The sequence below is a fragment of the Acinetobacter sp. WA-87 genome (genome assembly GCF_039938935.1).
Taxonomy (GTDB): Bacteria; Pseudomonadota; Gammaproteobacteria; order Pseudomonadales; family Moraxellaceae; genus Acinetobacter; species Acinetobacter seifertii.
Genome location: NZ_JBDUVF010000005.1, coordinates 206380 through 232329 on the forward strand (window position 1 = coordinate 206380; position 25950 = coordinate 232329).

At 39.2% G+C, this 25950-nt stretch carries 23 protein-coding genes and 1 pseudogene; 11 read left to right on the forward strand and 13 right to left on the reverse strand.

Annotated elements, in window-relative coordinates; genetic code table 11:
- The first annotated feature begins 5 nt into the window (after positions 1-5).
- Positions 6-1340, forward strand: coding sequence for an ATP-binding protein (locus ABFY81_RS15215; protein WP_199999415.1), 1335 nt, complete (start codon positions 6-8; stop codon positions 1338-1340).
- Here the strand turns inward: ABFY81_RS15215 and ABFY81_RS15220 are convergent.
- The 3 genes from ABFY81_RS15220 to ABFY81_RS15230 form a co-directional block, all read right to left on the reverse strand.
- On the reverse strand, positions 1337-2035 hold the full coding sequence (locus ABFY81_RS15220; RefSeq protein WP_019457205.1) for a phosphatase PAP2 family protein: 699 nt from the start codon (positions 2033-2035) through the stop codon (positions 1337-1339). The two genes, ABFY81_RS15215 and ABFY81_RS15220, sit on opposite strands and share 4 nt — an antisense overlap.
- A 259-nt stretch (positions 2036-2294) precedes the next feature.
- Positions 2295-3482, reverse strand: a complete 1188-nt coding sequence (locus ABFY81_RS15225; protein WP_347914097.1) for an ammonium transporter — start codon at positions 3480-3482, stop codon at positions 2295-2297.
- Between the two features lie 306 nt (positions 3483-3788).
- Positions 3789-4673, reverse strand: coding sequence for a LysR family transcriptional regulator (locus ABFY81_RS15230; protein ID WP_347914098.1), 885 nt, complete (start codon positions 4671-4673; stop codon positions 3789-3791).
- 116 nt (positions 4674-4789) lie between these two features.
- Here ABFY81_RS15230 and ABFY81_RS15235 point away from each other — a divergent pair, with 116 nt between their 5' ends.
- The 4 genes from ABFY81_RS15235 to ABFY81_RS15250 all read left to right on the forward strand — a co-directional run bounded on the left by ABFY81_RS15235 (position 4790) and on the right by ABFY81_RS15250 (position 8140).
- Positions 4790-5695, forward strand: coding sequence for an AEC family transporter (locus ABFY81_RS15235; RefSeq protein WP_347914099.1), 906 nt, complete (start codon positions 4790-4792; stop codon positions 5693-5695).
- A gap of 96 nt (positions 5696-5791) precedes the next feature.
- Positions 5792-6808 (forward strand): molecular chaperone DnaJ, encoded by a 1017-nt coding sequence (locus ABFY81_RS15240; protein ID WP_347914100.1) that lies wholly within the window; start codon positions 5792-5794, stop codon positions 6806-6808.
- A 106-nt stretch (positions 6809-6914) separates the two neighbouring features.
- A complete protein-coding gene (locus ABFY81_RS15245; RefSeq protein ID WP_347914101.1) occupies positions 6915-7628 on the forward strand; it encodes an FRG domain-containing protein in 714 nt (237 codons plus the stop codon).
- 8 nt (positions 7629-7636) lie between these two features.
- Positions 7637-8140: a YfbU family protein gene (locus ABFY81_RS15250; RefSeq protein WP_272265737.1), complete on the forward strand. Its 504-nt coding sequence runs from the start codon at positions 7637-7639 to the stop codon at positions 8138-8140.
- A gap of 46 nt (positions 8141-8186) precedes the next feature.
- On the opposite strand, the gene ABFY81_RS15255 is transcribed toward ABFY81_RS15250, so the two are convergent.
- Positions 8187-11084 (reverse strand): valine--tRNA ligase, encoded by a 2898-nt coding sequence (locus tag ABFY81_RS15255; RefSeq protein ID WP_347914102.1) that lies wholly within the window; start codon positions 11082-11084, stop codon positions 8187-8189.
- 196 nt (positions 11085-11280) lie between these two features.
- Here ABFY81_RS15255 and ABFY81_RS15260 point away from each other — a divergent pair, with 196 nt between their 5' ends.
- The 3 genes from ABFY81_RS15260 to ABFY81_RS15270 are packed head-to-tail and all read left to right on the forward strand — an operon-like array spanning position 11281 to position 13281.
- Entirely contained in the window at positions 11281-11958 is a 678-nt protein-coding gene (locus ABFY81_RS15260; RefSeq protein WP_347914103.1) for a hypothetical protein, read from the forward strand.
- A 27-nt stretch (positions 11959-11985) separates the two neighbouring features.
- A complete protein-coding gene (locus tag ABFY81_RS15265) occupies positions 11986-12792 on the forward strand; it encodes an SDR family NAD(P)-dependent oxidoreductase (protein ID WP_016803828.1) in 807 nt (268 codons plus the stop codon).
- Positions 12793-12846: 54 nt separating this feature from the next.
- Positions 12847-13281, forward strand: coding sequence for a nuclear transport factor 2 family protein (locus ABFY81_RS15270; protein WP_347914104.1), 435 nt, complete (start codon positions 12847-12849; stop codon positions 13279-13281).
- Here the strand turns inward: ABFY81_RS15270 and ABFY81_RS15275 are convergent.
- The 9 genes and pseudogenes from ABFY81_RS15275 to ABFY81_RS15315 all read right to left on the reverse strand — a co-directional run bounded on the left by ABFY81_RS15275 (position 13278) and on the right by ABFY81_RS15315 (position 24306).
- Positions 13278-13712: a YbjQ family protein gene (locus ABFY81_RS15275; protein ID WP_016803830.1), complete on the reverse strand. Its 435-nt coding sequence runs from the start codon at positions 13710-13712 to the stop codon at positions 13278-13280. The two genes, ABFY81_RS15270 and ABFY81_RS15275, sit on opposite strands and share 4 nt — an antisense overlap.
- 7 nt (positions 13713-13719) lie before the next feature.
- Entirely contained in the window at positions 13720-14070 is a 351-nt protein-coding gene (locus ABFY81_RS15280; RefSeq protein ID WP_068936335.1) for a YbjQ family protein, read from the reverse strand.
- A gap of 109 nt (positions 14071-14179) precedes the next feature.
- Positions 14180-15634, reverse strand: coding sequence for a multidrug efflux RND transporter outer membrane channel subunit AdeK (adeK, locus tag ABFY81_RS15285; protein ID WP_004705863.1), 1455 nt, complete (start codon positions 15632-15634; stop codon positions 14180-14182).
- A complete protein-coding gene (adeJ, locus tag ABFY81_RS15290; RefSeq protein ID WP_019457193.1) occupies positions 15634-18810 on the reverse strand; it encodes a multidrug efflux RND transporter permease subunit AdeJ in 3177 nt (1058 codons plus the stop codon). Before adeJ ends, adeK begins: the two co-directional genes overlap by 1 nt.
- A 12-nt stretch (positions 18811-18822) precedes the next feature.
- Positions 18823-20073: a multidrug efflux RND transporter periplasmic adaptor subunit AdeI gene (gene adeI, locus ABFY81_RS15295; RefSeq protein WP_004705865.1), complete on the reverse strand. Its 1251-nt coding sequence runs from the start codon at positions 20071-20073 to the stop codon at positions 18823-18825.
- A 24-nt stretch (positions 20074-20097) separates the two neighbouring features.
- Positions 20098-20724: a phosphatase PAP2 family protein gene (locus ABFY81_RS15300; RefSeq protein WP_004705866.1), complete on the reverse strand. Its 627-nt coding sequence runs from the start codon at positions 20722-20724 to the stop codon at positions 20098-20100.
- A 183-nt stretch (positions 20725-20907) separates the two neighbouring features.
- The gene (locus ABFY81_RS15305; RefSeq protein ID WP_347914105.1) at positions 20908-22968 is read right to left on the reverse strand and encodes a site-specific recombinase; all 2061 of its coding nucleotides are present in this window, start codon (positions 22966-22968) and stop codon (positions 20908-20910) included.
- A 14-nt stretch (positions 22969-22982) separates the two neighbouring features.
- Positions 22983-23960: an All-trans-nonaprenyl-diphosphate synthase gene (gene sdsA, locus ABFY81_RS15310; protein WP_019457190.1), complete on the reverse strand. Its 978-nt coding sequence runs from the start codon at positions 23958-23960 to the stop codon at positions 22983-22985.
- Positions 23961-24006: 46 nt separating this feature from the next.
- A pseudogene (locus tag ABFY81_RS15315) lies at positions 24007-24306 on the reverse strand (hypothetical protein).
- A 96-nt stretch (positions 24307-24402) separates the two neighbouring features.
- Here ABFY81_RS15315 and rplU point away from each other — a divergent pair.
- The 3 genes from rplU to lolA all read left to right on the forward strand — a co-directional run bounded on the left by rplU (position 24403) and on the right by lolA (position 25928).
- Positions 24403-24714 (forward strand): 50S ribosomal protein L21, encoded by a 312-nt coding sequence (gene rplU / locus ABFY81_RS15320; RefSeq protein ID WP_004705870.1) that lies wholly within the window; start codon positions 24403-24405, stop codon positions 24712-24714.
- Between the two features lie 18 nt (positions 24715-24732).
- Positions 24733-24990: a 50S ribosomal protein L27 gene (gene rpmA, locus ABFY81_RS15325; RefSeq protein ID WP_004705871.1), complete on the forward strand. Its 258-nt coding sequence runs from the start codon at positions 24733-24735 to the stop codon at positions 24988-24990.
- Positions 24991-25232: 242 nt separating this feature from the next.
- Entirely contained in the window at positions 25233-25928 is a 696-nt protein-coding gene (gene lolA, locus ABFY81_RS15330) for an outer membrane lipoprotein chaperone LolA (RefSeq protein ID WP_019457189.1), read from the forward strand.
- The last annotated feature ends 22 nt before the right edge of the window (positions 25929-25950 follow it).

Genomic DNA, 25950 nt, shown 5'->3' on the forward strand with positions numbered 1-25950 from the left:
TGAACGTGCATTATTCACTAAAAAAGCGACTGATTTGGGGCACCTCAATCTTCAGTGTGATCTTAGGTTGTATTTTGATTTTTAGTGCATATAAGGTTGCACTTCAAGAAGTCGATGAAATTTTAGATACTCAAATGCAGTACTTAGCTGAAAGAACGGCTGAGTACCCCTTAAAAGCAGTAAGTAGTAAGTTTGATTTACATCGAACTTACCACGAAGAAGATTTATTTTTAGATATCTGGGCTTATAAAGATCAGGCTAATTTATCTCATCATCTGCACTTATTGGTTCCTCCTGTCGAGCAAGCAGGGTTTTATTCACATAAAACCGCTGAGGGTGTAGTCCGAACATATGTTCTACCGTTAAAAGACTATCAAATTCAGGTGAGTCAACAAGAGAGTGTTCGAGAAGCTTTCGCATGGGAGCTTGCGGGCAGCATGTTCATTCCTTATTTAATTATTTTACCTTTTGCGATATTTGCCTTGGCCGCTATTATTAGTCGTGGTTTAAAACCAATAGATGATTTTAAAAATGAGTTAATGGAACGAGATTCTGAGGAATTGACACCAATTGAGGTGCATAATTATCCTCAGGAGCTTTTGCCTACCATTGATGAAATGAATCGTCTGTTCGACCGTATTTCTAAAGCACAAAATGAACAGAAGCAATTCATTGCAGATGCTGCTCATGAACTACGAACACCTGTTACTGCACTGAACTTACAAACCAAGATTTTGCTAAGTCAGTTTCCTGAACATGAGTCGTTGCACAACTTAAGCAAGGGGTTGGCACGTATTCAGCATCTAGTTACACAGCTTTTGGCACTGGCAAAGCAAGATGTAACGCTTAGTATGGTTGAACCTACCGGCTATTTTCAGCTTAACGATGTGGCTTTAAATTGCGTTGAGCAGTTGGTTAATTTAGCCATGCAAAAAGAAATCGATTTAGGCTTTGTGAGAAATGATCCTGTTGAGATGCATAGTATTGAACCTACTGTGCATTCGATTATTTTTAACTTAATTGATAATGCAATTAAATACACACCGCATCAAGGCGTTATTAACATATCAGTTTATACCGACCCAGATAACTATGCATGTATTCAAATCGAAGATAGTGGTGCAGGTATAGACCCTGAAAATTACGATAAGGTACTTAAACGTTTTTATCGGGTACACCACCATCTGGAAGTAGGAAGTGGTTTAGGTTTATCAATTGTAGACCGTGCAACTCAAAGACTTGGTGGAACTTTAAGTCTCGACAAGAGTTTAGAGCTTGGTGGTCTTTCTGTTTTAGTGAAGTTACCTAAAGTACTACATGTAAATGAAACAAGAGCTTAACTAAGCTCTTGTTTTAATTGTTTTTCGAACTCAAAGCGATGAATACAAATCGCATAAAATAAAATATTTACTGCCCAAACGACCCAACCAGTCCATAAGTTATGACTCAGGAAATGTGCTCCTCGCATCATTTGTGCCCAGCCCATCATAAAACCCAATAAAATGCCTGCAATTAAATAAAAGTAAGCACGTTTAGGTTGTTCAAGGCGATAAACAAAATAACCAGTCATGATGATAAAACCTGCGCTAGCATGACCACCCGGGAAACAATGTCCGTGTTTCGCCGTGAAGTCCCAAATATAACCACCTAAACTGTTAGGATGAACCATATTCCAAGGGCAGGCATGAGCAGATTGTGACTTGAGTAGACCAACAACACCGCTACCGATCATACTGACAAAAAACATATAACCATATTGCCAGCGATATATTTTTAGCTTTTCTACTTTAAATGAAGCAAGCCAGAGGCCAAAAAACATAATATAAACCGCAGTAATAATATCTTTTACGATTTGATGATTAAGTCTTTCAAGATACCAATTTTCCCGATTAAAAAATTGACCAGTTGAATCAATCCAAGGTTGGATAAGATACATATCAATTTTTCCACCCACTGGAAATACAAATAAAAGTATAAAAAAACTGATGGTAAGAAAAATAAGCTGAAGCTGAAAAAAATGTTTTTGTTGATTCATTGTGTTGTAACATCAATTTAAGCGTGAATTGAAGGCATTACATAAAATAAAACTTAAATTGTTCTTAAACTATTTAATATTTCATCTATAAATCTTAAGATAATATTAAAATTAATATATTTTTCAATATTCTAAATTGATTAAATAAAGACTTAAAAGAATATTTTTTAATCAATAATTAGTGTTTTTATTTAAGAAGTTTTACTTATATAGCGCAGTATGAAGCAGAATATTTAAATCCTGCTTCATAATCGCTGAATTAAAACATACCTTCTTCAGAGTTGGCAGAGATTTTATGAATAGATAAATCTGCACCTCTAAATTCATCTTCTTGAGATAAACGAATACCAATAGTTGCTTTAAGTAAACCATAAACAATAAAGCCACCCGCAAGTGCAATGACAATCGCTAGAGCGGTCCCAATGAGCTGTGAGGCAAAAGATACGCCGCCTAAACCACCCAGCCATTTTTGACCAAACAGCCCCACAGCAATACCACCGAATGCGCCGCAAACACCATGTAATGGCCATACACCTAGTACATCATCTACCTTGAGTTTATTTTGAGTATAGGTAAATAGGTATACGAACATTGCACCAGCTGCACCACCAATCACAAGTGCACTAATAGGATGAACAATGTCAGATCCTGCACAAATTGCAACTAAACCAGCAAGTGGACCGTTATGTAAGAAACCCGGGTCATTTCTCCCAATTGCATTTGCGGTAATGGTTCCGCCCACCATTGCCATAAGTGAATTAATAGCGACTAGGCCCGAAATGGCATCAAGACGTTGAGCGCTCATTACATTAAAGCCAAACCAGCCCACAATTAAAATCCATGAACCCAGTGCCAAAAATGGAATTGAAGAAGGAGGATGAGCACTTACACGACCATCTTTCTTATAACGGCCAGAACGTGCACCTAATAAAATAACCGCAGCAAGTGCGATCCAACCGCCCATAGCATGGACAACGACTGAACCAGCAAAGTCGTGAAAAGCTGCACCAAAAGTTGTTTCTAACCACTTTTGTAGACCGTAGTTACCATTCCAGACCATTCCTTCAAAAAAAGGATAAACCAGACCAACTAAAGCGAGCGTTGCGATCGCTTGTGAACGCATTTTTGCGCGTTCAGCAATACCACCTGAAATAATCGCAGGAATTGCTGCCGCAAAAGTGAGTAAAAAGAAGCAACGCATGAGGTTGTAGCCATGATCACTTGCTAGGGCTGTGCCGTCATGGAAGAAATGCTGACCATAAGAGATATAGTAACCAACAAAGAAATAGGCGATTGCAGAAAGGGCAAAGTCAGTCAGAATTTTACTAAGCGCGTTCACCTGATTTTTGTGGCGAACTGTACCAAGTTCCAAGAATGCAAAACCTGCGTGCATGGCAAGAACCAAAACTGCACCAAGTAATAAGAAAAATAGATCTACATTTTGCATAGCATGCTCGAAAAAAGTGCTAAATTCCATTTTGGAACAAATCTGGGTCTATAAATTGCACCAAAATAGATTTAAGGAATCTAAAAACCTAAGTTTGTCGAAACAAACTCAATTGCATAAAAGTGAATATGCAATAAGCGCACCAATTTGGATTGTAAAATTAATTTATGGCGATAAATGGTGCGTTAATTTGCTTGAAATAGGCTGTTATGAGACATTTTTATGATAAAAGTCATCTAATTTGTTTATAAAACGACCTAAATGAGTTCGTTATTAAAATATAAAACGAATTAAATTCTGACTAAATTATTGATTAGACCAAACCTCTTGAGCAACTTCTATAAATGCTTTTACGGCTGGACTAATGTGTTTTTTGTTTTTTACTGCAAGGCCAATAGAACGTTTAAGGTTCGGTTTAAAAGGGCGTTTAACTACGTTTGGATAAAGTGAGAGTAACTCTTTGGTGATAACCATATCGGATACAATCGAAACTCCTAACTGGTTGTGAACCATGCTGACGATACTCAAAATTTGTGAAACATAAAATTTGATGTCTGGTTTTACATTAAAGTTTTTTAAAATTAATTCGACCTGATGTCGACTACCAGCCATTGTCATAATAAAAGGGCAGTTTTCTAGCTGTGCTGGATCAATATAGAGTTGCTGCGCAAGCGAGTAGCCACTCGGAATTAAAGCAACAAAACGGTCTTCAATTAAAGGGAATGTATCAAAACGCTCATCTGGCATAATTAGAAAACCAACCTCTATGCGCCGTTCCAATAACCACTGAGCAACTTCTTTATCTTCACCTTCATCGATATAAATTTCGATTTTAGGGTAGCGCTGCCGAAAGGTTTCTAAAATTTCAGGCAATAGATAAATAGATGATGAAGCCCCAAAAGAGCCAATACGTAATGTTCCTTCATTTAAACCGTGGATAGCAGCCACTTCTTTTTCTAATGTATCGGAAATACTCAATAGCTCTTTTACATGAGTCAATAACTGTTGACCTGTCGTAGTGAGCTCAATATCGCTTTGAGTTCGTGAAATCAGGTTAATGCTCCATTGTTGTTCTAATGATTTAAGCGCATGAGAAACTGCTGACTGAGAAATTCCCAGCTTTTCTGCTGTAGCAGTAAAGCTTTTTAGTTCGGCAATGAGTGCAAAAATTTCAAGCTGGGTAAAGGTCATATTGTATTTGTTATGAGTAAAAACTCATTTTATCATGAGTTTTCATTATCTTTAATATATGAGTAAGCCAAGCTAATTGCCAAAACAGCAAGCCTCAACAAAACTCGAGTAAAGAAATGAATAGCATTGTTTTATCTCTTTTTCCCTTAGTTGCATTAATTGCATCGGGATACTTATTTAAAAAATATCGTTTTTTTAGTGATGAGTTTTGGGCTGGGGCAGAGAAGCTCAATTACTATATTTTATTTCCTGCTTTGCTTTTTAGTACGCTATCGACCGCGAAAATTGACTTACAAAGCTTGAGTACAGCCATTATTGCGATGTTGATTGTGGTCTTAGCTGTGACCGCCTTTTTATACATACTCCGAATGTTTTGGCATATACCGCCTGCACGTTTTGGTGTGCATGTACAAAGTATGGTTCGCTTTAATACTTATATTGGTTTGGCCTTAGTGACTTCACTTTTTAAAAGTGAAGGAATGGCAATACTGGCAATTTTATTGGCACTTTGCATTCCACTTGTGAACGTTATTTCGGTGCTCGCTCTAACTTCTAAAGAACACATGGCAATTAAACCTGTTTTGATTGCACTTCTTAAAAATCCTTTAATTGCATCGTGTGTGGTTGGGGCAGTAGTCAATGCACTTCATATCCCAATTTGGGAAGGCTTTACTCAGTTTATTAAGCTTTTTTCAGTGTCGAGTTTGCCACTAGGTTTGTTATGTGTTGGCGCAGCTTTGCAGTTTATGCAAATAAAAAAAGACATTGTGGTATTGGCAGCAGATACGTTTGCTCGACTTTTAGCAGTACCTGCTTTGGCTTATATGGTCTGCATGTGGTTTGGTTTGCCAAGCTTGCAAACACAGATTTTAGTCATTTTCTTTGCGTTGCCGACTGCTTCCGCTTCATACATTTTAACCAAAGTTTTAGGTGGCGATAGTCAGCTTATGGCAGCTGTAATTAGCTTTCAAACCTTATGTGCCGCAGTAACCTTGCCATTAGTGATTTGGTGGATTTCTTAAGATATAAATCTTTAGATTGAATCGTATTTAAAGAATGCTTTGCTACCTTCCTCATCTGATTATTGCTACACTTTTTTCTTTTTCAGGTGGATGAGTATGTCCTTTGATCTCAAAGTGAGCTTGCAGCACAGGTCTGAGCCGTCTGCACAGCAGAAAAAACTGAATCGCCTGATTGATAAAATAGAACAGCAAAAAGTTAGCCTGAGCACTTGGCAAAATGCGCAAGCCGAGATTCAACAGCACATTCGGCAAAAATTGATGCCTATATATGGCGATTTGCACGAGGTCTTATTTCAACAGTTAGAGCAACTCTGGAATATGTTACATAGCCATGAGTTTTCCAAAGCAGATATACAACAACTCGATGAAAAAATTGCCCAACTTGCACAAATGCTGAAGCGCTCAAAAATGCTATCTACTGAACAGTTAGAGTTAGTAAAGCAAATCGATACCTTTTATCAGCAACATGCAGCGGAATCGGTAAAAAAGAATAGAAAAGCTCAGTCAATAAAATCTGAATATGAAGAAAGCGTTGATCAACGTGCAGAGTTAGAAGAAAACTTTGAACAATATGCTGCCGAGCAACAACAAGCACGAGAACAAGCCAAACAGCAAAGACAGCAACAAAAACGTGAACAAGCCGAGCAAATGGCAGCGCAGTCACTCAAAACAGTTTATTTAAAAATTGCCGCGATGATTCACCCAGACCGTGAGCAAGATGAAACCAAAAAAGAAGAAAAAACTGAGCTGTTCCAACAGGCAAGTCAGGCCTACGAAAAGCAAGATTTGTTTTATTTACTCAAACTCCAGTTACAGCTTGAACAGAATAAGGGGTTAGGTGCTAAAGAACTATCTGCGGAGCAGTTGAGGTTTTATAAACTGGCTTTGGATGCACAAAGTCAGCAGCTTGAAAGCCAAATAGCTGAGATTTTGGATTCTTTTCAGTTAGCGAAGAATGTGAAAGCAGAGCATGTACATATTAGTGATGTATATAAAGCTGTAGATGCTGATTGTGCTGAGTTAAAGCAGCAGTTGAAATGGGAAAAGGAACGTTTAAAGCATATGAAAAAGGTGAGTGGGGTAGAGATGTTGTTGGGGCATGGGGTTTTATAAGCATCTTCTTAACCTTTTACTAAAAGGAAATGGATGAAATTAGGGTTGTAAAAAAAGAATTAAACTGATAGTAATAATTTTATTAAATTAATAAGTTAGTAGATTCATGAGTGAATGGAATACGTTTTTAGAAAATATAAAATTAGCCGAAGAACAATTGGGGAATCCTTCTGAAATTTGGTATAGAGGACAATCAAAGTGTGAGTGGACTTTACAGCCAAGTTTAATAAGAACTGAGAATTGGGAGACAAAGGAAAAACTATTATTTGATGAATTCAAACGTTTATCAGTAGGTGTATTTGAGAAGAGATCAAATGATTGGGATACATTATTTGATATGCAACATTACTGGATACCAACACGATTACTAGATTGGACAACCGTTTTAGGGGTTGCGCTGGCCTTTATTTTACATTCAGATTATTCAAATGACACAGATAGTGCTATTTATGTTTTAGATCCTTTAGCATTAAATCGTTTGAGTGGGCGTCAAGAAATTATTGGTTTACCAGAAGATGCTTCTTTTGATTATAAAAAGACGTATTGGGAAAATAGACCTGTAAAAATTGAAAAGCCTTTAGCAATTCAGCCTAATTATATTAGTGATAGATTGAAAGCTCAGGCAGGTAGATTCACTGTATTTGGAACTGTAGATGGTAATTTTGAAAAAACAGCGATGGGATGTTTTCGGAAAGTTATTTTACCTGCGAGTGCAAAAGCAGAAGCAAGAATATTTTTGAAGTGGGCAAATTTGAATGAATTTACTATTTATCCAGATATGGTAGGTATCGCTAACCATATTAAAACCAAAATTCTATAGGTGTTTTCATGAAGCTCGACAAAAAAGACCGTTTATTATTAATTAATCAATATAAAATACTAGCTAAATTAGAGGAGTCTGATTCAAGTTATTATAAGGAATTGATACAGGTCCTTGAAAATGGCTATGAAATTTTTTATTCATTATTAGATCAATGGATTGATAGTGAAATGCCGGAAGATGAAAGTCGTTTTGTACTTAATATCTTAGATTTGTATAGAGCTATTGAAGATCTAAAAAGGAAGAGTAAAGACCAAAGGCTTTTAGATCACCTATATGGAACATTCATGGGCTTTGATGGAAATAATGAATCGGAATATCTTGGTTTTGCAAGATTTTTAATTGAGATTCAAGGGAAGTATCAAGAACAAAAAACTTATTTTTATCAAAATGATCACTTAAATAGTCATTGCCCTATGGTTAATAAATATAGAAAAATGCTTGAATTGTCAGGGCAAGAAAATATTTGGCAAATGGATGTTGAAACAGCCTTAAAAATCTTAGACGCATAAAAAATCCCCTCACTAAGAGGGGATTTTTTTGAATCAAACTACTGTATTAAAGCGCAGCAATTTGCTCCATATTTGCTTTAACTTTCTCTAACTGAGCAGCAAATTCAGCAAGCTTCGCTTTTTCACCTTCAACAACCGCTGCTGGTGCTTTAGATACAAAGCCTTCATTTGCAAGTTTGCCCGCGATTTGGTCGTGTTGCTTTTGGATTTTATCCAAATCTTTTTGCAAACGAGCAAGCTCAGCTTTAGGGTCGATTAAGCCTTTCATTGGTACAAATACCGATGCATGGCTAACAACGCTAGAGCAAGATAAAGGTGGCTCTTGGTCTTTATTCAAGAACTCAATGCTTTCAACTTTAGCCAATGCTTTGAATAATGCTTCAATACGAATAATTTGTTCGCGTTCAGCATCAGAAGTGTTTTGAAGTAATACTGGCAACAAGCGTGCATTACCTAAGCCTAACTCACCACGAATATTACGTACCGCACCAATCAAGCCTTGAAGCCATTGCATATCTGCTTCAGCTTGTTCATTGATTTTTGCTTGCTCAGGAATAGGGTATTGAGCAGTCATAATCGTTGGGCCGCCTTGACCAAGCATTGGTGCAAGAGTCTGCCAGATTTCTTCTGTCAAATACGGCATAAGCGGATGAGCTAAGCGTAATGATGCTTCCATTACTGCAAGCAATACACGGCGTACTTCAGCTTTACGCTCTTCAGAAACTTCTGCATCGTTCAGAACTGGTTTAGTTAACTCAACATACCAGTCACAGTATTCATTCCAGATAAAGTCATAAATCGCTTGTGCAGCAAGGTCTAAACGATACGTTGCAAACGCTTGGTGTACAGCAGCTTCCGCTTTTTGCAGACGACTCATAATCCATTGTTCTGGAAGTTCCCATAGATCAGGGCGAGCTTGTTGACCAACAGTTTGGCCTTCAACATTCATCAGAACGAAACGGGTTGCGTTCCAGATTTTGTTACAGAAGTTACGGTAGCCTTCAACACGTTTTAAGTCGAACTTGATGTCACGGCCAGTGTTTGCAAGCGCACAGAACGTGAAACGAACTGCGTCAGTACCATAAGCATTAATACCTTCTGGGAACTCTTTGCGCGTTGATTTTTCAATCTTCGCTGCATCTTTCGGGTTCATTAGGCCAGTTGTACGTTTCGCAACTAAGCTTTCTAGATCAATACCATCAATCAAGTCTAATGGATCAAGTACATTACCTTTAGACTTCGACATTTTTTGACCTTCACCATCACGTACCAAGCCGTGAACGTAAACAGTCTTAAATGGAACTTGAGATGAACCATCTTCATTTTTCATGAAGTGTAGGGTCATCATGATCATACGGGCAACCCAGAAGAAAATGATGTCAAAACCAGTCACCAATACATCTGTTGGGTGGAAGGTTTTTAAGAAATCATTTGCTGCATCTTTTTGTGCATCGCCAGTCCAACCCAAGGTTGAGAATGTCCAAAGTGCAGATGAGAACCATGTATCAAGAACGTCTTCGTCTTGTTTAAGTTCAACGTCAGCAGCGATGTTATTTTTCGTGCGTACTTCTTTTTCGTTACGGCCAACATAGATATTGCCATTTGCATCGTACCAAGCTGGAATACGGTGACCCCACCAAAGCTGACGTGAAATACACCAGTCTTGAATGTCACGCATCCACGCCATGTACATGTTGCTGTACTGCTCTGGAACAAACTTAATGCGACCATCTTGAACTGCTTCAATTGCAGGCTCAGCAAGCGGCGCAATTTTTACGTACCATTGGTCAGTCAGTAATGGCTCAATGATCACGCCTGAACGGTCGCCACGTGGCGCTTTTAAGTCATACGGTTGGATTTGATCTAACCAGCCTTCAGCTTCAGCTTGAGCAACTAATTTTTTACGTGCTTCAAAACGTTCTAAACCAGCGTATTCCGCAGGTGCAGTAATAGTTTTAGAAATCTGTTCGCCAGCTTTTGCAATATATTCAAACTCACCTAAAACTTCGGCATTTTTGTTGAAGATATTAATGATTGGCAAGCTATTGCGTTTACCTAGGTCATAGTCATTGAAGTCATGAGCAGGGGTAATTTTTACACAGCCAGTACCGAAGTCTTTTTCAACGTAGTCGTCGGCAACGATTGGAATTAAACGACCTGTAATTGGTAATACAATGTTTTTACCAACAAGGTGTGCATAACGCTCATCTTCTGGGTGAACGGCAACAGCAGTATCACCAAGTAATGTTTCTGGACGAGTCGTTGCAACGACTAAATAGTCTTTGCCGTCTTGAGTTTTAACTGATTTGTCTTCAAAGAAATATTTAAAGTGCCAAAGTGAGCCTTTTTCTTCTTTGCTTTCTACTTCAAGGTCAGAAAGTGCTGTTTGAAGTTTAGGGTCCCAGTTTACAAGGCGCTTACCACGGTAAATTAAACCGTCTTCGTGCAAACGAACGAATACTTCTTTAACAGCGTTTGATAGACCTTCGTCCATCGTGAAGCGTTCGCGTGACCAGTCTACAGACGAACCTAAACGACGAATTTGTTTCGTAATTGTGCCGCCAGATTGTTCTTTCCATTCCCAAACTTTTTCAATGAACTTTTCACGGCCTAAGTCGTGACGAGTTACACCTTGTAAGCCAAGTTGACGCTCAACAACCATTTGAGTTGCAATACCAGCATGGTCTGTACCTGGTTGCCACAAAGTGTTTTTACCCATCATGCGGTTATAACGGGTGAGGGCATCCATAATGGCATTGTTAAAGCCATGGCCCATGTGCAAACTACCAGTGACGTTTGGTGGTGGAATCATGATACAGAATGATTCACCGTGACCAGAAGGTTTGAAGTAACCTTGTTCTTCCCACGTTTTGTACCACTTCTTTTCGATCTCGGTTGGATCGTATGTGGTTGCAATATTTTGAGCGGTTTGAGCGTCAGTCATAGTAGCTTAGATCGAATATGCATAAAAAATTGCATCTATTGTAGCAAAAAAATGCCTCGAAATTAATGTGCTGAAAACAGATAAACGGTTTTGTATTTTTTTCAAAAAACGGTAGATTTATGAAGCATGGATCACAATTTAATCGTGTAGCGGCACGGCACAAAAATTACAAAAGAATTGATAAGGGATGCGACTCATGAGCTACAAAGTTTTTTTAAAAATTTCCGACTCGACCTATACGCAATTTGCTGCGATTCGAGAGAAATTGCAGGCAGGGGTAAAAGAAAGCCAATCTAAAGTATTGGGTAATGTTCTTTCTGATTTATCTTGTGAAATTATTGAGCAAGTGTTCTCCGTATTGTTACAAGGAGAGCAAGGCAACTCGACCATGACCGAAAAGCAGCGCCAAGAGTCTGAGAAAGTTCTTCAACAAATTTTAGATACTTTCCGAAAGTATATGCCTTGGTCAGTTTCTTTTTTTGGTAATGATCGACTATTACCTTTGGTTGATTATATGACGTCACTCATGAAAGAACGTGAGCAAGATGTTTATATTACGTACCCGATCACACCTCAACTTGTGCAACAAGCCCAAACACTGACCGAGCAAATACGCGCGGGCAATATGCAAAGCGTAGAAGAAGCTTTTCAAACCTTGATTCAAATTGTGGATTTAGGCGTAACAAGCCTAGTACGTGAACCTAAAAAACGTTTAAAATTTAATTTAGTTGTCGATAAAACCCTAAATGGGGTCATTAATATGACAACGCATTTGGGCTATAAACGTTTGGAAAAATTGGGGACGCAGGTTGATCAGACCACAGCAACTCACTATATCAATCACTTTTTGGCCTTCATGCATCAAGCAGCATAATTTAAAAAGATAATAGGAATTTAAAGCATGGCCAAACTTGATACTTTGCAAAATAAAGTGGTGTGGATTACTGGAGCATCTTCTGGTTTAGGGAAAGCTTTAGCTGGTGAGTTTGCTCTGCAAGGTGCTCAAGTAATTTTAACTTCACGCCGCTTTGAAGAATTAGAAGAAGTTCGCGTTGGTTTACTCCATCCAGACCAGCATTTGTCGGTAGTTGCGGACATTACCAACCAACAGCAAGTTCAAGAAGCGTATGAGCAGATTTTAAAAGCCAAAGGCCGAATCGACTGGCTCATTAATAATGCAGGTTTAAGTCAGCGTGCTTTGATTCAGGACACCACAATGGAAACTGAACGGGCCATTATGGAAGTCGATTATTTCTCGCAAGTGGCATTAACCAAAACTGTGCTGCCGACGATGCTCAAACAAAAGTCTGGCCGAGTTGTATTTGTCTCTAGTGTAGCAGGGCTATTAGGTACGCAGTATCGTGCAAGTTATTCGGCTGCTAAAGCTGCAATTCATATGTGGGCCAACAGTTTGCGTGCTGAAGTTTCAGATCAAGGCGTTGAAGTTTCTGTGATTTTCCCAGGCTTTGTAAAAACCAATGTTTCATTTAATGCGTTAAATGGTGCAGGGCAGCCACAAGGCCATCAAGACGAAGCAATTGAAAATGGATTGGAAGCAGATGTTTTTGCAGAACAGTCAGTTAAGGCGTTAATGCAAGGGCAAGAGTATATAGTAGTGGGTGGAACGAAAGAAAAATTAGGTGTAATGGTTTCCCGTATGTCCCCGAAATTACTCTATAAAATGATTCGAAAAACAAAAGTGAAATAAAAAAGAGATTTCGCCGTGCTAAATTGATGGAAAAACCCACATAGAAGGTTCACCATGGATCAAGACTACCATCGTATCTTAGACGTTGTAACGCGTTTTCAATTGGTCTTTGACCAGAAAAATTGGGATGCGTTTGATGAGTTATTGGCCGATCAACTTGAGGTGGACTATTTCCAGTTTAGAGGAGAACCTCTATGTGTGGTGTCTTGTCATGAATTTAAAGGTTCACGGCAACAAGCTTTGTCGCATTTGCGACTACAGCACAATTTGAGTAATCCTCTTATTCGGATTGAACAAGACCAAGCTTGGCTAGAGTGTAATTATCAAATTTACCGTTTTTCAGAAAATGATTATTTTCATTCTTTTGGTCGCTATTATTTTACTTTGGCAAAACAACAGGACAAATGGAAAATTACCGGAATTTGCCAACACTTAACTAAAAATATTGGCAATCCGCGTATACATTTTTCTGCTATGGGGCAGTGCTAGTCTTTGACTGCTGTACCATAAGCAAAAACTTCAACCATTCCACCTTGCATACCGAGTTCGGTTGTACTCAGCCGAACTCCCATAATATGGTTAGCACCCACACTATGTGCTTGTTGTTTTAAACGAATAATCGCTTCACGGCGAGCACGTTCAACAATACTTTCATAACTGCTAAGACGACCACCTAGAACATTTTTTATAGAAGCCAGTACATATTTAAAGTAGTCATGGGAAATGACCACGTTACTGCTAATAAAGTGGCCTAACTGATCACTTGTTGCAAAACGATTGGTATCAATTCTGATATGGGCAAATTGTTGCTCTTTTTCTAGAAGTTCATTCAAATGTTTTTGTTCAATATGGCGGCCAAAAGCCCAACCGATACTGAAAAGAATGAGAAAAACAACAAGCTGAAAAATTAGATTGTCCATTTTCTACCTATGCTTTAAATGGGTCTGGTAGATGTGGAGTTTGAGGTTGCACAACGACTGCTGTGCCATATACAAATAGCTCGGAAGCGCCTTGGGCAATGTTTGAAGTTGAAAAACGAATGCCAACAATTGCATTTGCGCCAAGCTGTTGGGCTTTTGCAATCATACGATCCATAGCTTCTTGGCGGGATTCTTCTAAAAGTTCGGTGTAGCCTGTCAGTTCACCACCCACAATGTTTTTTAAACTTGCCATGAGGTCACGGCCTACATGTTTGCTACGAACAGTGCTTCCATACACAACATCGAGTTGTTTTAAAATTTGATGGCCTGGAACGCTTTCTAAATTACTTAATAACATTGTTTTTTATCAATCGACATTTCTTAAAGATTCAAGATAAAAAATATTCAGATGAGTTGCAATAAAAAAGCCCACCGAAGTGAGCTTTTATGAAAATCAGATTTAAAGCTTATTGCTTTTTCAGTTCAGCACTTGATGGTTGATGTACCACTGTATCTGAAGAGTTTGATTTTAAACCACCACCTAGAGTTTTATATAACTCGATTTGGTTGTTTAAGTTTGCTTGTTGAAGCAATAACAAACCTTGTTCTGCTGAATAAGATGAACGCTGTGCATCAAGAACAGTCAGGTAACTATCAATACCAGCACGGAAGCGAGCATTTGAAAGTGTGTAGTTGCGGTTAGTTGCTTCTACCAAACGTTGTTGTGCTGTTAAACGGTCACCAATGTTGGCACGTGTAGCAAGTGCATCATTCACTTCGCGGAACGCAGATTGAACTGATTTTTCATAATTAGACAATGCAATTTTCTGATCAGTTTCAGAAATTTTTACATTGGCACGACGAGTGCCCCAGTCAAAGATTGGTAAATCTAAACTTGGACCAATTGACCATGCAAAACCACCAGACTTAAATAGATCACTTAAGTCAGTTGATGCATAACCAGCTGAACCCGTTAAGCTAATGGTTGGGAATAAACGTGCTTTTGCAGCACCAATATTCGCACCCGCAGCGCTTAAGTTATATTCAGCCGCTTTTACATCTGGACGGTTGTTTAACAAGTCACTTGGTAAACCAGCAGTGAATACATTTTGCTGAGCAACACGTTTTACTGGTTGTGTAGGCAACAAGTTTTGTGCAACTGGTTGACCCACAAGTAAGTTCAACAAGTTTTGTGCTTGGGCAATTTGAGTTTTGTAGTTCGCTACGTCATTACGTGCAGTTTCTACAGAAATCTGTGCCTGACGTAATGGAACTTCACTGTCGATACCTACATCAAAACGTTTTTTGTTGAGATTGTAAGAGTCTTGCTGTGCTTTAAGTGTTTGCTCTGCAAGTCGTAAGTTCGCTGTTGCAAACGAATAATTTAACCATGCTTGAGCAACTTCACTAATAAGACTGATTTGAGTCGAATCACGAGCACTTTGAGTTGAAAGATAACTATCTAAAGCAGCATCTTTTAGACTACGAACACGACCCCAAAAATCAAGCTCGTAAGCAGTTACACCCAAACCTACTTGATAAGTAGAGTAGGGGTTATTTGGATTACTGCTTGGAGTAACTTGACGAATCGCACTAGCGCTTGCACCAATAGTTGGAAGCTGATTGTTCTTTGTAATCTGATATTGCTCTTGAGCACGTTCAATATTGAGCGTTGCTGTACGCAAGTCACGGTTGTTGGCAAGAGCCAAATCAATCACTTCGAGCAAACGAGGATCAGCAAAGAACTGCTTATAACCTTGTTCAGCAATAGACGTACCAGAAGCGCTGTTATATGCATAGCTTTGTGGTATATCGGTTTTCACGACTGGTTCTGGGCCGCGCATGCTTTGACAAGCTGCCAAAGCAAGCGCAAGTGCAGATACCGCAATGCTACGACCTGAAATAGACCATACTTTTTGCATCACGATTTATGCTCCTGAGTGTTTATGGTTTTTGGTTTGTACTTAAAGATACTACGAATCCACACATAGAATACAGGGATAAAGAAGATACCTAAGAACGTTGCACTGAGTACGCCACCAAGTACACCAAAGCCTACCGAGTGTTGACTTCCTGCACCAGCACCTGTTGAAAGAGCAAGTGGAAGTACACCGAAACCGAAGGCAAGGGTCGTCATGATAATTGGGCGTAAACGCATTTTTGCAGCATGTAAAGTTGCATCAAGCAAGTCTTCACCTTTCTCTTGCAGCTCTTTTGCGAACTCGACAATCAAGATCGCATTTTTTGCAGAAAGACCGATCACCGCAATAATTGCTACTTGGAAGTAAATGTTATTTGAGAGATTTGGATCTCCTTTAATAATCATACCCAAGTAAGTCAATACGATTGCACCAATGACACCAAGTGGTACCACCAGTAAAACCGAGAATGGAATTGACCAGCTTTCATACAGTGCTGCTAAGCAAAGGAATACGATTAACAATGAAAGCGCATATAAGAATGGAGCTTGAGCACCAGACTCACGTTCTTCAAGTGATAAACCTGTCCATTCATAGTCGAAACCTTGTAAGCCCATAGATGGTAACTTACCAATAATTTCTTCCATTGCTTTCATGGCATCACCAGAGCTCACGCCAGTTGCAGGAGTACCTTGAATGTTAACCGATGATACGCCGTTATAACGTTCAAGACGAGGAGAACCATAAGTCCATTCACCAGTAGCAAATGCAGAGAATGGAACCATTTCACCTTTGTTATTACGTACATACCACTTGTTTAAGTCTTCAGGCATCATACGGCTACCCGCATCACCTTGAACATAAACTTTTTTCACACGACCACGGTCAACGAAGTCGTTAATGTATGAACCACCCCATGCAATACGCATTGTATTGTTGATGTCAGCAATGCTCACACCCATTGCGCCAGCTTGAGCCTGATCTACATTAATTTGATACTGAGGTGTATCTTCCTGACCATTTGGACGTACACCCATAAGGCGTTTATCTTGTGATGCAAGACCTAAAATCGTGTTACGAGCGGCAATCAGTTTCTCATGGCCTTGACCACTTGAATCTTTAAGCTGTAAGTTAAATCCGGCAGTTACACCTAGTTCAGGCATCGCTGGTAGTTGTAATGGCATGATATAAGATGCGTCTTTAACGATCATATTTAATGCCATACCACGTTTAATTAATGCACCGATTTGAGTTTCTGGTGATGTACGCTTGCTCCAGTCTTTTAACTTAATAAATCCAATACCAGCATTTTGACCCACACCTGTGAATGAGAAACCAGAAACGGCAAAGACAGACTCAACAGTGTCTTTTTCATTCATGAAGAAGTTTGTCATGGTATCAATCACTTTACCTGTGCGGTCAAGCGTTGCATTTGGAGGTAGTTGAACAAGTGTCATTACAACGCCCTGATCTTCTTCTGGTAAGAATGAAGATGGGAGTTTTTGGAACAAGAATACTAAAAGGGCAACTACAACAGCATAAAGAACGCCAGAGAAGATTTTGCCTTTAAGCATGCGACTAACACCATTTTGGTAGCTATGTGACATGCGGTCAAAACCATTGTTAAAGCTTCTAAAGAAACGAGCAAAGATATTATTGCTTGGTTCTTTGTTCGGATCATGCTGTTTTAAAATAGTTGCACAAAGTGCAGGGGTGAATGTTAACGCTACAATTAGCGATAGAACCATTGCTGTTACAAGGGTAATCGAGAATTGACGGTAAATTACACCTGTTGTACCACCAAAGAAGGCCATTGGTACGAATACCGCTGTCAATACACTGGTAATACCTACTAACGCACCAGAAATCTGCTGCATTGAACGAGAAGTTGCCGTAACCGGATCGGTATGATCTTCGCTCATTACACGTTCAACGTTTTCGACTACAACAATGGCGTCATCGACCAGAAGACCGATTGCCAATACCATAGCAAACATGGTTAAAGTGTTAATCGAGAAACCGAAGATATTAATAACAGCAAATGTACCTAATACAACTACTGGAACTGCAAGCGTTGGAATAATCGTTGCGCGCCAGTTTTGTAAAAATAGGAACATGACGATGAATACCAAAATCACAGCTTCAATTAATGTGTGTACTACACTTTCAATTGAAAGACGGATGAATGGAGTCGTGTCATAAGCCAATTTATCAGCAAGACCTGCTGGATAGTTCTTACGTAATTCAGATAAACGTTGTTCAACAGCAGCAGCTGTATCTAGTGCGTTCGCACCTGTTGCAATTTTAATTGCAAGACCGCCTGCTGGTTTACCATTAAATTTTGAGTCGAACTGGTAGTTATCAGAACCTAACTCTACGCGAGCAACATCTTTTAAACGAACTTCAGCACCAGATGCTGTGTTCTTTAAGAAGATATTTTTAAACTGCTCAGGAGTCTGTAACAAGCTTTGTGCGTTTACTGTTGCGTTAAGTACTTGACCTTGTACGGCAGGTGCGCCACCTAACTGACCTACAGCAACTTGCGAGTTTTGTGCTTGTAGCGCAGTCGCAATATCACTTGGAGTGAGTTGATAACTTGTTAGTTTGGCCGGATCAAGCCAAATACGCATTGCGTATGAACCACCAAATACTTGTACCTCACCAACACCAGCAACACGGCTAAGCGGTTCTTTAATTGTCGAGTTTACATAGTCTTTAATGTCTGAGTCTGAAAGGCTGTTATCTGGTGAGTAAAATGCAATAACTTGCAAGAAGCTTGCACCAGATTTAGTAACAGTTACACCTTGACGTTGTACATCTTCAGGTAGAAGAGCAGTTGCAGATTGCAATTTGTTTTGAACCTGAACTTGTGCAATATCAGGGTCAACCCCTTGCTCAAAGTTTAACTGAATAGATGCCTGACCATTACCAGCACTGTTAGATGAAATATAGCGTAAGCCATCAAGACCATTCATTTGTTGTTCAATGATCTGGGTTACGGTATTTTCAACGGTTTCAGCCGATGCACCAGGGTAAGTCGCAGCAATTGTGACTGTCGGTGGTGCAATCGTTGGATACTGTGCAATAGGCATTTTTGTTAGCGTGAGAATACCCGCCAACATAATGACTAATGCAATCACCCACGCAAAGATGGGGCGATGAATAAAAAATTGTGCCATTCAATCTACCCCTTATGCATTTGAAGCTGCTTTCTGTTCTGCTTGAGGTTTACCTGATTGAGCCGGTTTAGCAGCATTTGGTGCTGCACCTTGAGGATTTGCTGGTTGAGCTTGATAAGGTTTTGCCGATACTTCTTGCCCTTCTTTAACTTTGGCAACACCATCAACAATGACTTTATCACCGGCTTTTAAGCCGTTTGTCACAATCCAGTTTTGTCCTTGAACACCTGAGGTTTCAACAGGACGACTCTCAACAGCCCCTTTAGCATTAACAAGCATTGCTACAGCTTGACCTGTAGGTAGACGTGTAATGGCTGCTTGTGGGATCAGATAAGCATTTGGAACAACACCCTGAACAATTTGTGCAGTGGTATACATACCCGGAAGTAACAGATGATTCGGGTTAGAGAATACGGCACGTAATGTAATTGTCCCTGTATCTTGGTTTACAGAAGCATCAGAGAAAGCAAGCTGGCCTTCGATCGGGTAGGTAGAACCATCTTCAAGCTTTAATTTTACTTTCGTGTTGTTACTATTATTCAGACTGCCTTTACTCAATTGTTGACGTAAACGCAATAATTCAGCACTAGACTGATTAATATCAACATAGATTGGATCTAACTGTTGAATTGTCACTAACGGATCAGTCTGATTTGCAGTAACCAAAGCACCAGCTGTTACTGTCGAACGTCCAGATTGCCCAGAAATAGGAGAGCGAATTGTAGAATAACCAAGATCTACATTTGCATTTGTTACTTGAGCCTTAGCTGCAGCAACTTGTGCTTCTGCAACATTAACTTGACCAAGTAAATCATCATATTCCTGTTTAGACACAGCATTACTAGAAACAAGTTGTTTGTAACGATTTAACTTGGTACGTAGTGAAGCTAGATTTGCCTGTTGTTGTAGGAGAGATGCTTTTGCATTTTCTAACGTTGCGCGGTTCGTTCTAGAGTCAAGCTCATAAAGTGCCTGACCTTCACGAACGTAGCTTCCTTCAGCAAATAAACGTTTTAAAATCACGCCACTTGTTTGAGGGCGAACTTCAGAAATTTGATATGCTGAAGTACGGCCTGAAAGCTCAACGCTTTGTTCAACACTTTGTGGTTGAGCAACAATAACACCTACTTCTGCAGGCGGCATTTTCTGAGCAGCAGCAGCTTGCTGTTTCTCATCGGAGCCTTTGCTACAACCAACAAGTGCGATACTTGTTGCTAATGCGCAAGCAGTAAGGGCTGGTGCCCAAAGCTTAGCCGACATCATTGTTCCACCTCGTTTAGATAAAATCTAAAAATATATTTGTTTTCTACTTAACCTACTTTGTGTTTGTAATAACCAGAGCCAAAGCAGTGCAATCCAAATAAAACCAATGCCCCAACCAGCGAGTACATCTGTTGGGAAATGAACTCCTGCATATATTCTTGAAAGCCCCATACACACAAACCAAAGACAGGAGATCAAAACAATATAAGGAGAGTTAGTGTTGTGCTTATGGCATAACATAATCATTGCCAGACAAGCCAGTGTTGATGCATAAACACTGTGTGCACTTGGGAACGATGCACCGTAACTTTCAACAATATGATATGCCGCAGGAGGTCTAGGCCGGTTAACACACCATTTGAGCAGCCAACCAATGGTGATACTGCCGATAACTCCCAAGCTAATGAAAATAACAGTAATAAATTTTTTATACCATGCTAAATATACACATACTAGAAAGGATAAAAAACATACAAAAGGCATGCCGCCTACGCGTGCAAGAAAGGTAGTTATACTATTAAGATAATCTAAACGATGATGACTCAATGTTTGAACGGTGAGCAAGTCCAAAGATTGAAGACTTGGTACAAAAAGACCAAGAACACCTAATCCTAAAAAAACACAACCAATACAAAGCAATAGATAGGGCATAAACACACCTTTGCTCATTCATATAGTTTTTTCACTATTGAACGCCGTTGAAAGTGTACTTGCCAGTACACTTTTTTTCAAGCCTGATAGATCATCGTAAATTCATTTTGAAATTTTTTTAACATTTGGAAAAACAATCACAACAAAATTGACGAAATTCACATTTTATGTACAAAGCAAAACTCAGTGTTCTGCTTTTTTACTACTACTGGCTTGTGCATTTTCTTCGAGTTCTAGTGGCTGTTTGGGTGGCCAAAAGAAATCGCTTGGACGTGTAAGAAAATGGGTCATGACCAGTTTGGCTAAAGGTTTCCATTGTTCAAAGCGAACTCGGCGTGCGCGTAGGGCTACAATAATCGTTAACGTGAAACTTACGAAGAGGTTCGTAAGGCCGATACAGAGCACACCTAAAAACGAAACTATAATCAAACCAATATCAGGGCTACCATTAATGGTCATTAAACCTTGTATGAAGTTCGCTGAAGCAAAGGCAATATGTCGAATATCAAGAGGTAGACCAAGGATGAAACCTATGGTTCCCATACTTCCTAGCATGACACCAAATAGAAAGTTACCCGCAAGAGCACCTAAGTTACGTTCAATATATTCAGCAAAACGATTAAGACGTTCTTGTCCAAATAAGTTCCTTAAACGGCGGTGTGCTTTTAAACGCGGCCCTACTTTTCTATAAACAGCCATATTATCGAAATAGCCTGCAATAAGACCCGACAAGAACAAACACACACCTGCAATTGCTGCATGTGGTACTGCTAACGACGTAAAAGGATTTAAGCTATGTAATAAATAGGTTGCTTTGGTATGGGTTAATAAAGGCTCATCTAGGTAAAACTGCCAAGCAAAAGTAATCAGGGCAGCAGTGGGAATCGCAATTGAGATGTTGCCCAAAATAGCAATAAACTGAGTTCGAATAATATTGATAATAAGTGCTGCTAATTCTGCAATTTGTGCAGTTTTAGAGCCTTTACGCTGCTGTACAGTTGCAGCCAGTGCAGCAGCAGTCATCGCAGGTTGTTTTGTTGCAACGGTAAAGTGCAGTACGTGAATCAGAATAAAACCAAGTGAATAGTTCATACTGAACGTAAAAGCTTGCATCAGCGGTGCCATGGTCATTCGTGCAGCAAGAATCTTTAATGTTGCCATGCAGGCAATAATGACACCTGCACCAGCAGCAGCTTTGTACATTCCCCAAAAGCCTTTAGTGTCTGTACTTACATAATGTTCACCGGTACGGCTCGCATTTTCTGTAACCTGAAACGCGATGAGTTCACTGGTGGTGCTTAATAAAGAGCGAACACTTTTTTCACTATAATGAGCTTTAGTTAAGTCCGAAATTAGGTTTCCTAAAGAAACGTAGCGTCCTTCACTGTCGTCTACAACTAGATAAAGTAATAATTCAATTCGGTCTAAACACTGCTCAAGCAAAGACAACAAATAAGTCAAACTTAAACTAACACCGATTCTTTTGGTGGCTCGACGTATTTTTAAAACAACATCTCGACATTGTTCTAACATTACAAAAGCTTGAGAAGCATCTGGAGGTACTGTTACGACAGTGTCATGTTGAGAAATATCTTGTTTTTTATATTTTTCGATAAACTCAATGATTTCTCGGTTTTGTACCAAAAAAGGTGATTCGTATTCAGTTAGTTCTGGTTGAGCATTAATAAACTCGGGATAAAGACCAATACCGCTAATCCGATAAGACAAGACGGTAATAGCCTTAATCATCTCTCGTTGAATAGCGTGTTTTTCATCGACGTTACTATTACTTTGTCCAATAAGTCCGAATAAAGTTGCCCAATTTTTATCATCAATATGATTCAACCAGATTGAATCACTTTCTAAATAGAAAATTTTCCCAATCAAAATTTTGAGTTGACTTGAATCTTCAATAAGTGGCAGGAAATGGCCACCGAGTCTTTGCCCAAGCTGATTCCAGAAACCATCTAAAGACAGAATGCCGCTATCTGCATATAAGCTCACTTGCTTATATTGATTAATTAAACGTAATAAAAAGGATTGTAAGAGAGCTGAAGCGGTAGGGGTAAGTAAAAGGCTGTCAATAAATGCTTGTATTTTTTGTTGTATCTCCTCCGTATCGTGAGGATCGGATGGCCGTAAAGCATTGACTAAATCAATAAGTATATTTTCATCAATAACAGCTTGAGGATTTTCAAGCTGTTTCTGGATTTTTAAAAAATGATCTGAAAAATTTATATGCATAGGCGAAATAGTATCTACTGTATTCGATGTAATGCAAGCCGAGTTAAATTCATCAATGCCTGACGATAAGGTGTATCAGGTAAGATGGATAAAGCTTGCAGTGCTGCTTCTGTTTCTTCTTGGGCACGACGCTGGCAATAATCTAAAGCACCAGACTTTTGTACAATTTCAATGACTTTTGATAGTTGGTCAACCCCACCAGTCGCAATACTACGACGAATAATGGCGTGTTCTTCACCTGTTGAATGTGCTAATGCTGAAATTAACGGTAAAGTCGGTTTACCTTCCATCAAATCATCACCAATATTTTTACCTAATGTTTCAGCATCCGACGTGTAGTCTAAAATATCGTCAATAATTTGGAAGGCATTTCCAAAATGACCTGCAAATAATCTTAAAGGTTCACGATAGGCTTCTTGGCCCGCCAAAATAGCAGCACCTTCAGTTGCAAGTTCAAATAAGCGAGAAGTTTTACCATGAATAATTTTTAAATATGTTTCTTCGGTTGTATCTGGTTGATGCTGAGATTGAAGCTGTAGTACTTCACCTTCTGCAATTTCACATGTACCTGTTGAGAAGTCTTTTAATAAGGTCATGTTGTTTAAGTCGACCAATAGGTCAAAAGCGCGAGCAATAAGGAAATCACCCACTAACACGGCAGTTTGGTTGTTCCAAGTTGCATTGGCAGTAGGACGGCCACGGCGAAGCCCCGATTCATCGACCACATCATCATGCACTAAAGTTGCGGTATGGAGCATTTCAATAATGGCTGCCAGACGCTGTGCATTTGCCATGTTCTCTAAACCACAAGCACGTGCTGCAAGTAAACACATGATTGGGCGCATACGTTTGCCACCAGCTTCAACAACATGTTTACTGACCGACATGACCAAGCCGACTTTTGAGCTAATTCCTTCATTAATCAAGTGATCCATCGCAGCAAAGTCTGTAGCAACAGGAGCGAGAATGTCTTGCTTAAAATCGATGACCATATGAAGAAAAACCCCGTATAGGTAATAATTGGCGTTAGTGTATCAATTAAAAGTGCATTAAACAGGGAAACAAGCAATTGATATTCATCATTGTATATTCATGAAGAGTTCTTTGTTCTTTATTTCGGCAAAACGATGTGTTTCCGACAAAACAATAAATTTTAATAACGTCAACATGAATACAGCTTGTTCTTGTTGCAAGTTGTGATTGGAACTTTATTTTAAATTCTATTCAGAATCAATGAAAAGTACCAAATTCGAATCGAAGCTGTTTTTATTGTGTAAGAATAACCCCTTCTAGTTGTATAGATAAAGATAAAGCACTTGTCGTTTGATCAAATTTCACTTAAAATCTGTCGCCTTGTATAACCCCAGTGGCGTTCGTTTTAAGATCGATATATCCCTTTATCGACACGACGACACGGGCTGATTGGAGTACATTATGTACGCAGTAATCCAAAGCGGTGGTAAACAGCACCGTGTAGTTGAGGGTGAAACCCTTAAAGTTGAATTATTGAAAGCTGAGTCTGGCGCAACTATTACATTTGATGATGTATTAATGGTTGTAAATGGTGACAGCATTCAAATCGGTGCTCCAGTTGTAGCTGGCGCTAAAGTAACTGCAGAAGTGATTGGTCATGGTCGTCACGACAAAATCCGCATTATCAAAATGCGTCGTCGTAAACACTACCGTAAGCAACAAGGTCACCGTCAATGGTTCACTGAGTTGAAAATTACTGGTATTTCAGGCTAATCACGAGGAGTAAGAGACATGGCAACTAAAAAAGCCGGTGGATCGACGAAGAACGGTCGTGATTCAAACCCAAAAATGTTAGGTGTTAAAGTTTACGGTGGTCAAACTGTAACTGCTGGTAACATCATCGTTCGTCAACGTGGTACTGAATTCCACGCTGGTGCAAATGTTGGTATGGGCCGTGACCATACTTTATTTGCTACTGCTGACGGCGTAGTAAAATTCGAAGTGAAAGGTCAATTTGGCCGTCGCTACGTAAAAGTTGAAGCTGTTTAAGTTTTAGCTTTAAAAAAAAGCCCACATTTTGTGGGCTTTTTTTATGGAACTTCATTAATTTTATCTTCATCATGATGAATGAAATTCTACAAACAATATGAATAACATAACAAAATATCTTATTTTCTCAATGATTAGCACTGAGTTTGTCGGTTAATATGGGTCATGAAATGAAGAGCTTATTCTGCTTGTTCTAATCAAAGCTTAATAGGTTATCTTACAGCAACTAAAAAGGTGATGACATGAATATGCTTCGTAAAACCATGTGTGCTATTACACTCAGCGCGTCAGTGCTTGCTCCTGTAATGAGTACTACAGCGTTCGCTGCACCAGTAGCAGCACCGGAGCAACAGGCAATTGGTAACTTGGTAAATCAGTTGTCAGGATTACAACGTTTAACTGCCGATTTTGAGCAAACAACGAAATCTAATACAAAAACTGTGGTACAGAAAAAAGGTTTAGGTGCTCAGCATATGAACCAGACGTTTAAGGGGTCTATGAAGGTTGAACGTCCAGGGAAATTTTATTGGGAAACTGTGAGCCCGTCTAAACAGACTATTGTAACTAGTGGTAAAACAGTCTGGATTTATGATCCTGATTTACAACAAGCCGTACGTCAAAGTTTAGATTCACAAGTAGCCGATACGCCAGCTTTATTGCTTTCAGGTAATACCAATCAAATCATGAAGTCTTACCGAGTGACTCAGCCAGATAAGTCTAAGTTATACTTCACTTTATTTCCTAAAAAAGAAGATGGCGCTTTTCAAAGTTTAACGATTAGTTTTGGTGCAAACAAAGCACCGACGTTAATGGTGCTACAAGATTCTTTAGGTCAAACCACTTACGTGAAATTTAATAATGTGAAAGTGAATGTTTCAATTCCAGCTTCTACTTTTAATTTTACGCCTCCTAAAGGCACCGATATTATTGACCAATAATTATTCTGACTCTTTAAGAAAG

Bases quoted from the DNA above. Each gene is read 5' to 3' on its own strand.
- ABFY81_RS15220 (WP_019457205.1), bottom strand. From the start codon at position 2,035: ATGAATCAACAAAAACATTTTTTTCAGCTTCAGCTTATTTTTCTTACC.
- ABFY81_RS15225 (WP_347914097.1), bottom strand. From the start codon at position 3,482: ATGCAAAATGTAGATCTATTTTTCTTATTACTTGGTGCAGTTTTGGTT.
- ABFY81_RS15230 (WP_347914098.1), bottom strand. From the start codon at position 4,673: ATGACCTTTACCCAGCTTGAAATTTTTGCACTCATTGCCGAACTAAAA.
- ABFY81_RS15235 (WP_347914099.1), top strand. From the start codon at position 4,790: ATGAATAGCATTGTTTTATCTCTTTTTCCCTTAGTTGCATTAATTGCA.
- ABFY81_RS15240 (WP_347914100.1), top strand. From the start codon at position 5,792: ATGTCCTTTGATCTCAAAGTGAGCTTGCAGCACAGGTCTGAGCCGTCT.
- ABFY81_RS15245 (WP_347914101.1), top strand. From the start codon at position 6,915: ATGAGTGAATGGAATACGTTTTTAGAAAATATAAAATTAGCCGAAGAA.
- ABFY81_RS15250 (WP_272265737.1), top strand. From the start codon at position 7,637: ATGAAGCTCGACAAAAAAGACCGTTTATTATTAATTAATCAATATAAA.
- ABFY81_RS15255 (WP_347914102.1), bottom strand. From the start codon at position 11,084: ATGACTGACGCTCAAACCGCTCAAAATATTGCAACCACATACGATCCA.
- ABFY81_RS15260 (WP_347914103.1), top strand. From the start codon at position 11,281: ATGAGCTACAAAGTTTTTTTAAAAATTTCCGACTCGACCTATACGCAA.
- ABFY81_RS15265 (WP_016803828.1), top strand. From the start codon at position 11,986: ATGGCCAAACTTGATACTTTGCAAAATAAAGTGGTGTGGATTACTGGA.
- ABFY81_RS15270 (WP_347914104.1), top strand. From the start codon at position 12,847: ATGGATCAAGACTACCATCGTATCTTAGACGTTGTAACGCGTTTTCAA.
- ABFY81_RS15275 (WP_016803830.1), bottom strand. From the start codon at position 13,712: ATGGACAATCTAATTTTTCAGCTTGTTGTTTTTCTCATTCTTTTCAGT.
- ABFY81_RS15280 (WP_068936335.1), bottom strand. From the start codon at position 14,070: ATGTTATTAAGTAATTTAGAAAGCGTTCCAGGCCATCAAATTTTAAAA.
- adeK (WP_004705863.1), bottom strand. From the start codon at position 15,634: ATGCAAAAAGTATGGTCTATTTCAGGTCGTAGCATTGCGGTATCTGCA.
- adeJ (WP_019457193.1), bottom strand. From the start codon at position 18,810: ATGGCACAATTTTTTATTCATCGCCCCATCTTTGCGTGGGTGATTGCA.
- adeI (WP_004705865.1), bottom strand. From the start codon at position 20,073: ATGATGTCGGCTAAGCTTTGGGCACCAGCCCTTACTGCTTGCGCATTA.
- ABFY81_RS15300 (WP_004705866.1), bottom strand. From the start codon at position 20,724: ATGCCCTATCTATTGCTTTGTATTGGTTGTGTTTTTTTAGGATTAGGT.
- ABFY81_RS15305 (WP_347914105.1), bottom strand. From the start codon at position 22,968: ATGCATATAAATTTTTCAGATCATTTTTTAAAAATCCAGAAACAGCTT.
- sdsA (WP_019457190.1), bottom strand. From the start codon at position 23,960: ATGGTCATCGATTTTAAGCAAGACATTCTCGCTCCTGTTGCTACAGAC.
- rplU (WP_004705870.1), top strand. From the start codon at position 24,403: ATGTACGCAGTAATCCAAAGCGGTGGTAAACAGCACCGTGTAGTTGAG.
- rpmA (WP_004705871.1), top strand. From the start codon at position 24,733: ATGGCAACTAAAAAAGCCGGTGGATCGACGAAGAACGGTCGTGATTCA.
- lolA (WP_019457189.1), top strand. From the start codon at position 25,233: ATGAATATGCTTCGTAAAACCATGTGTGCTATTACACTCAGCGCGTCA.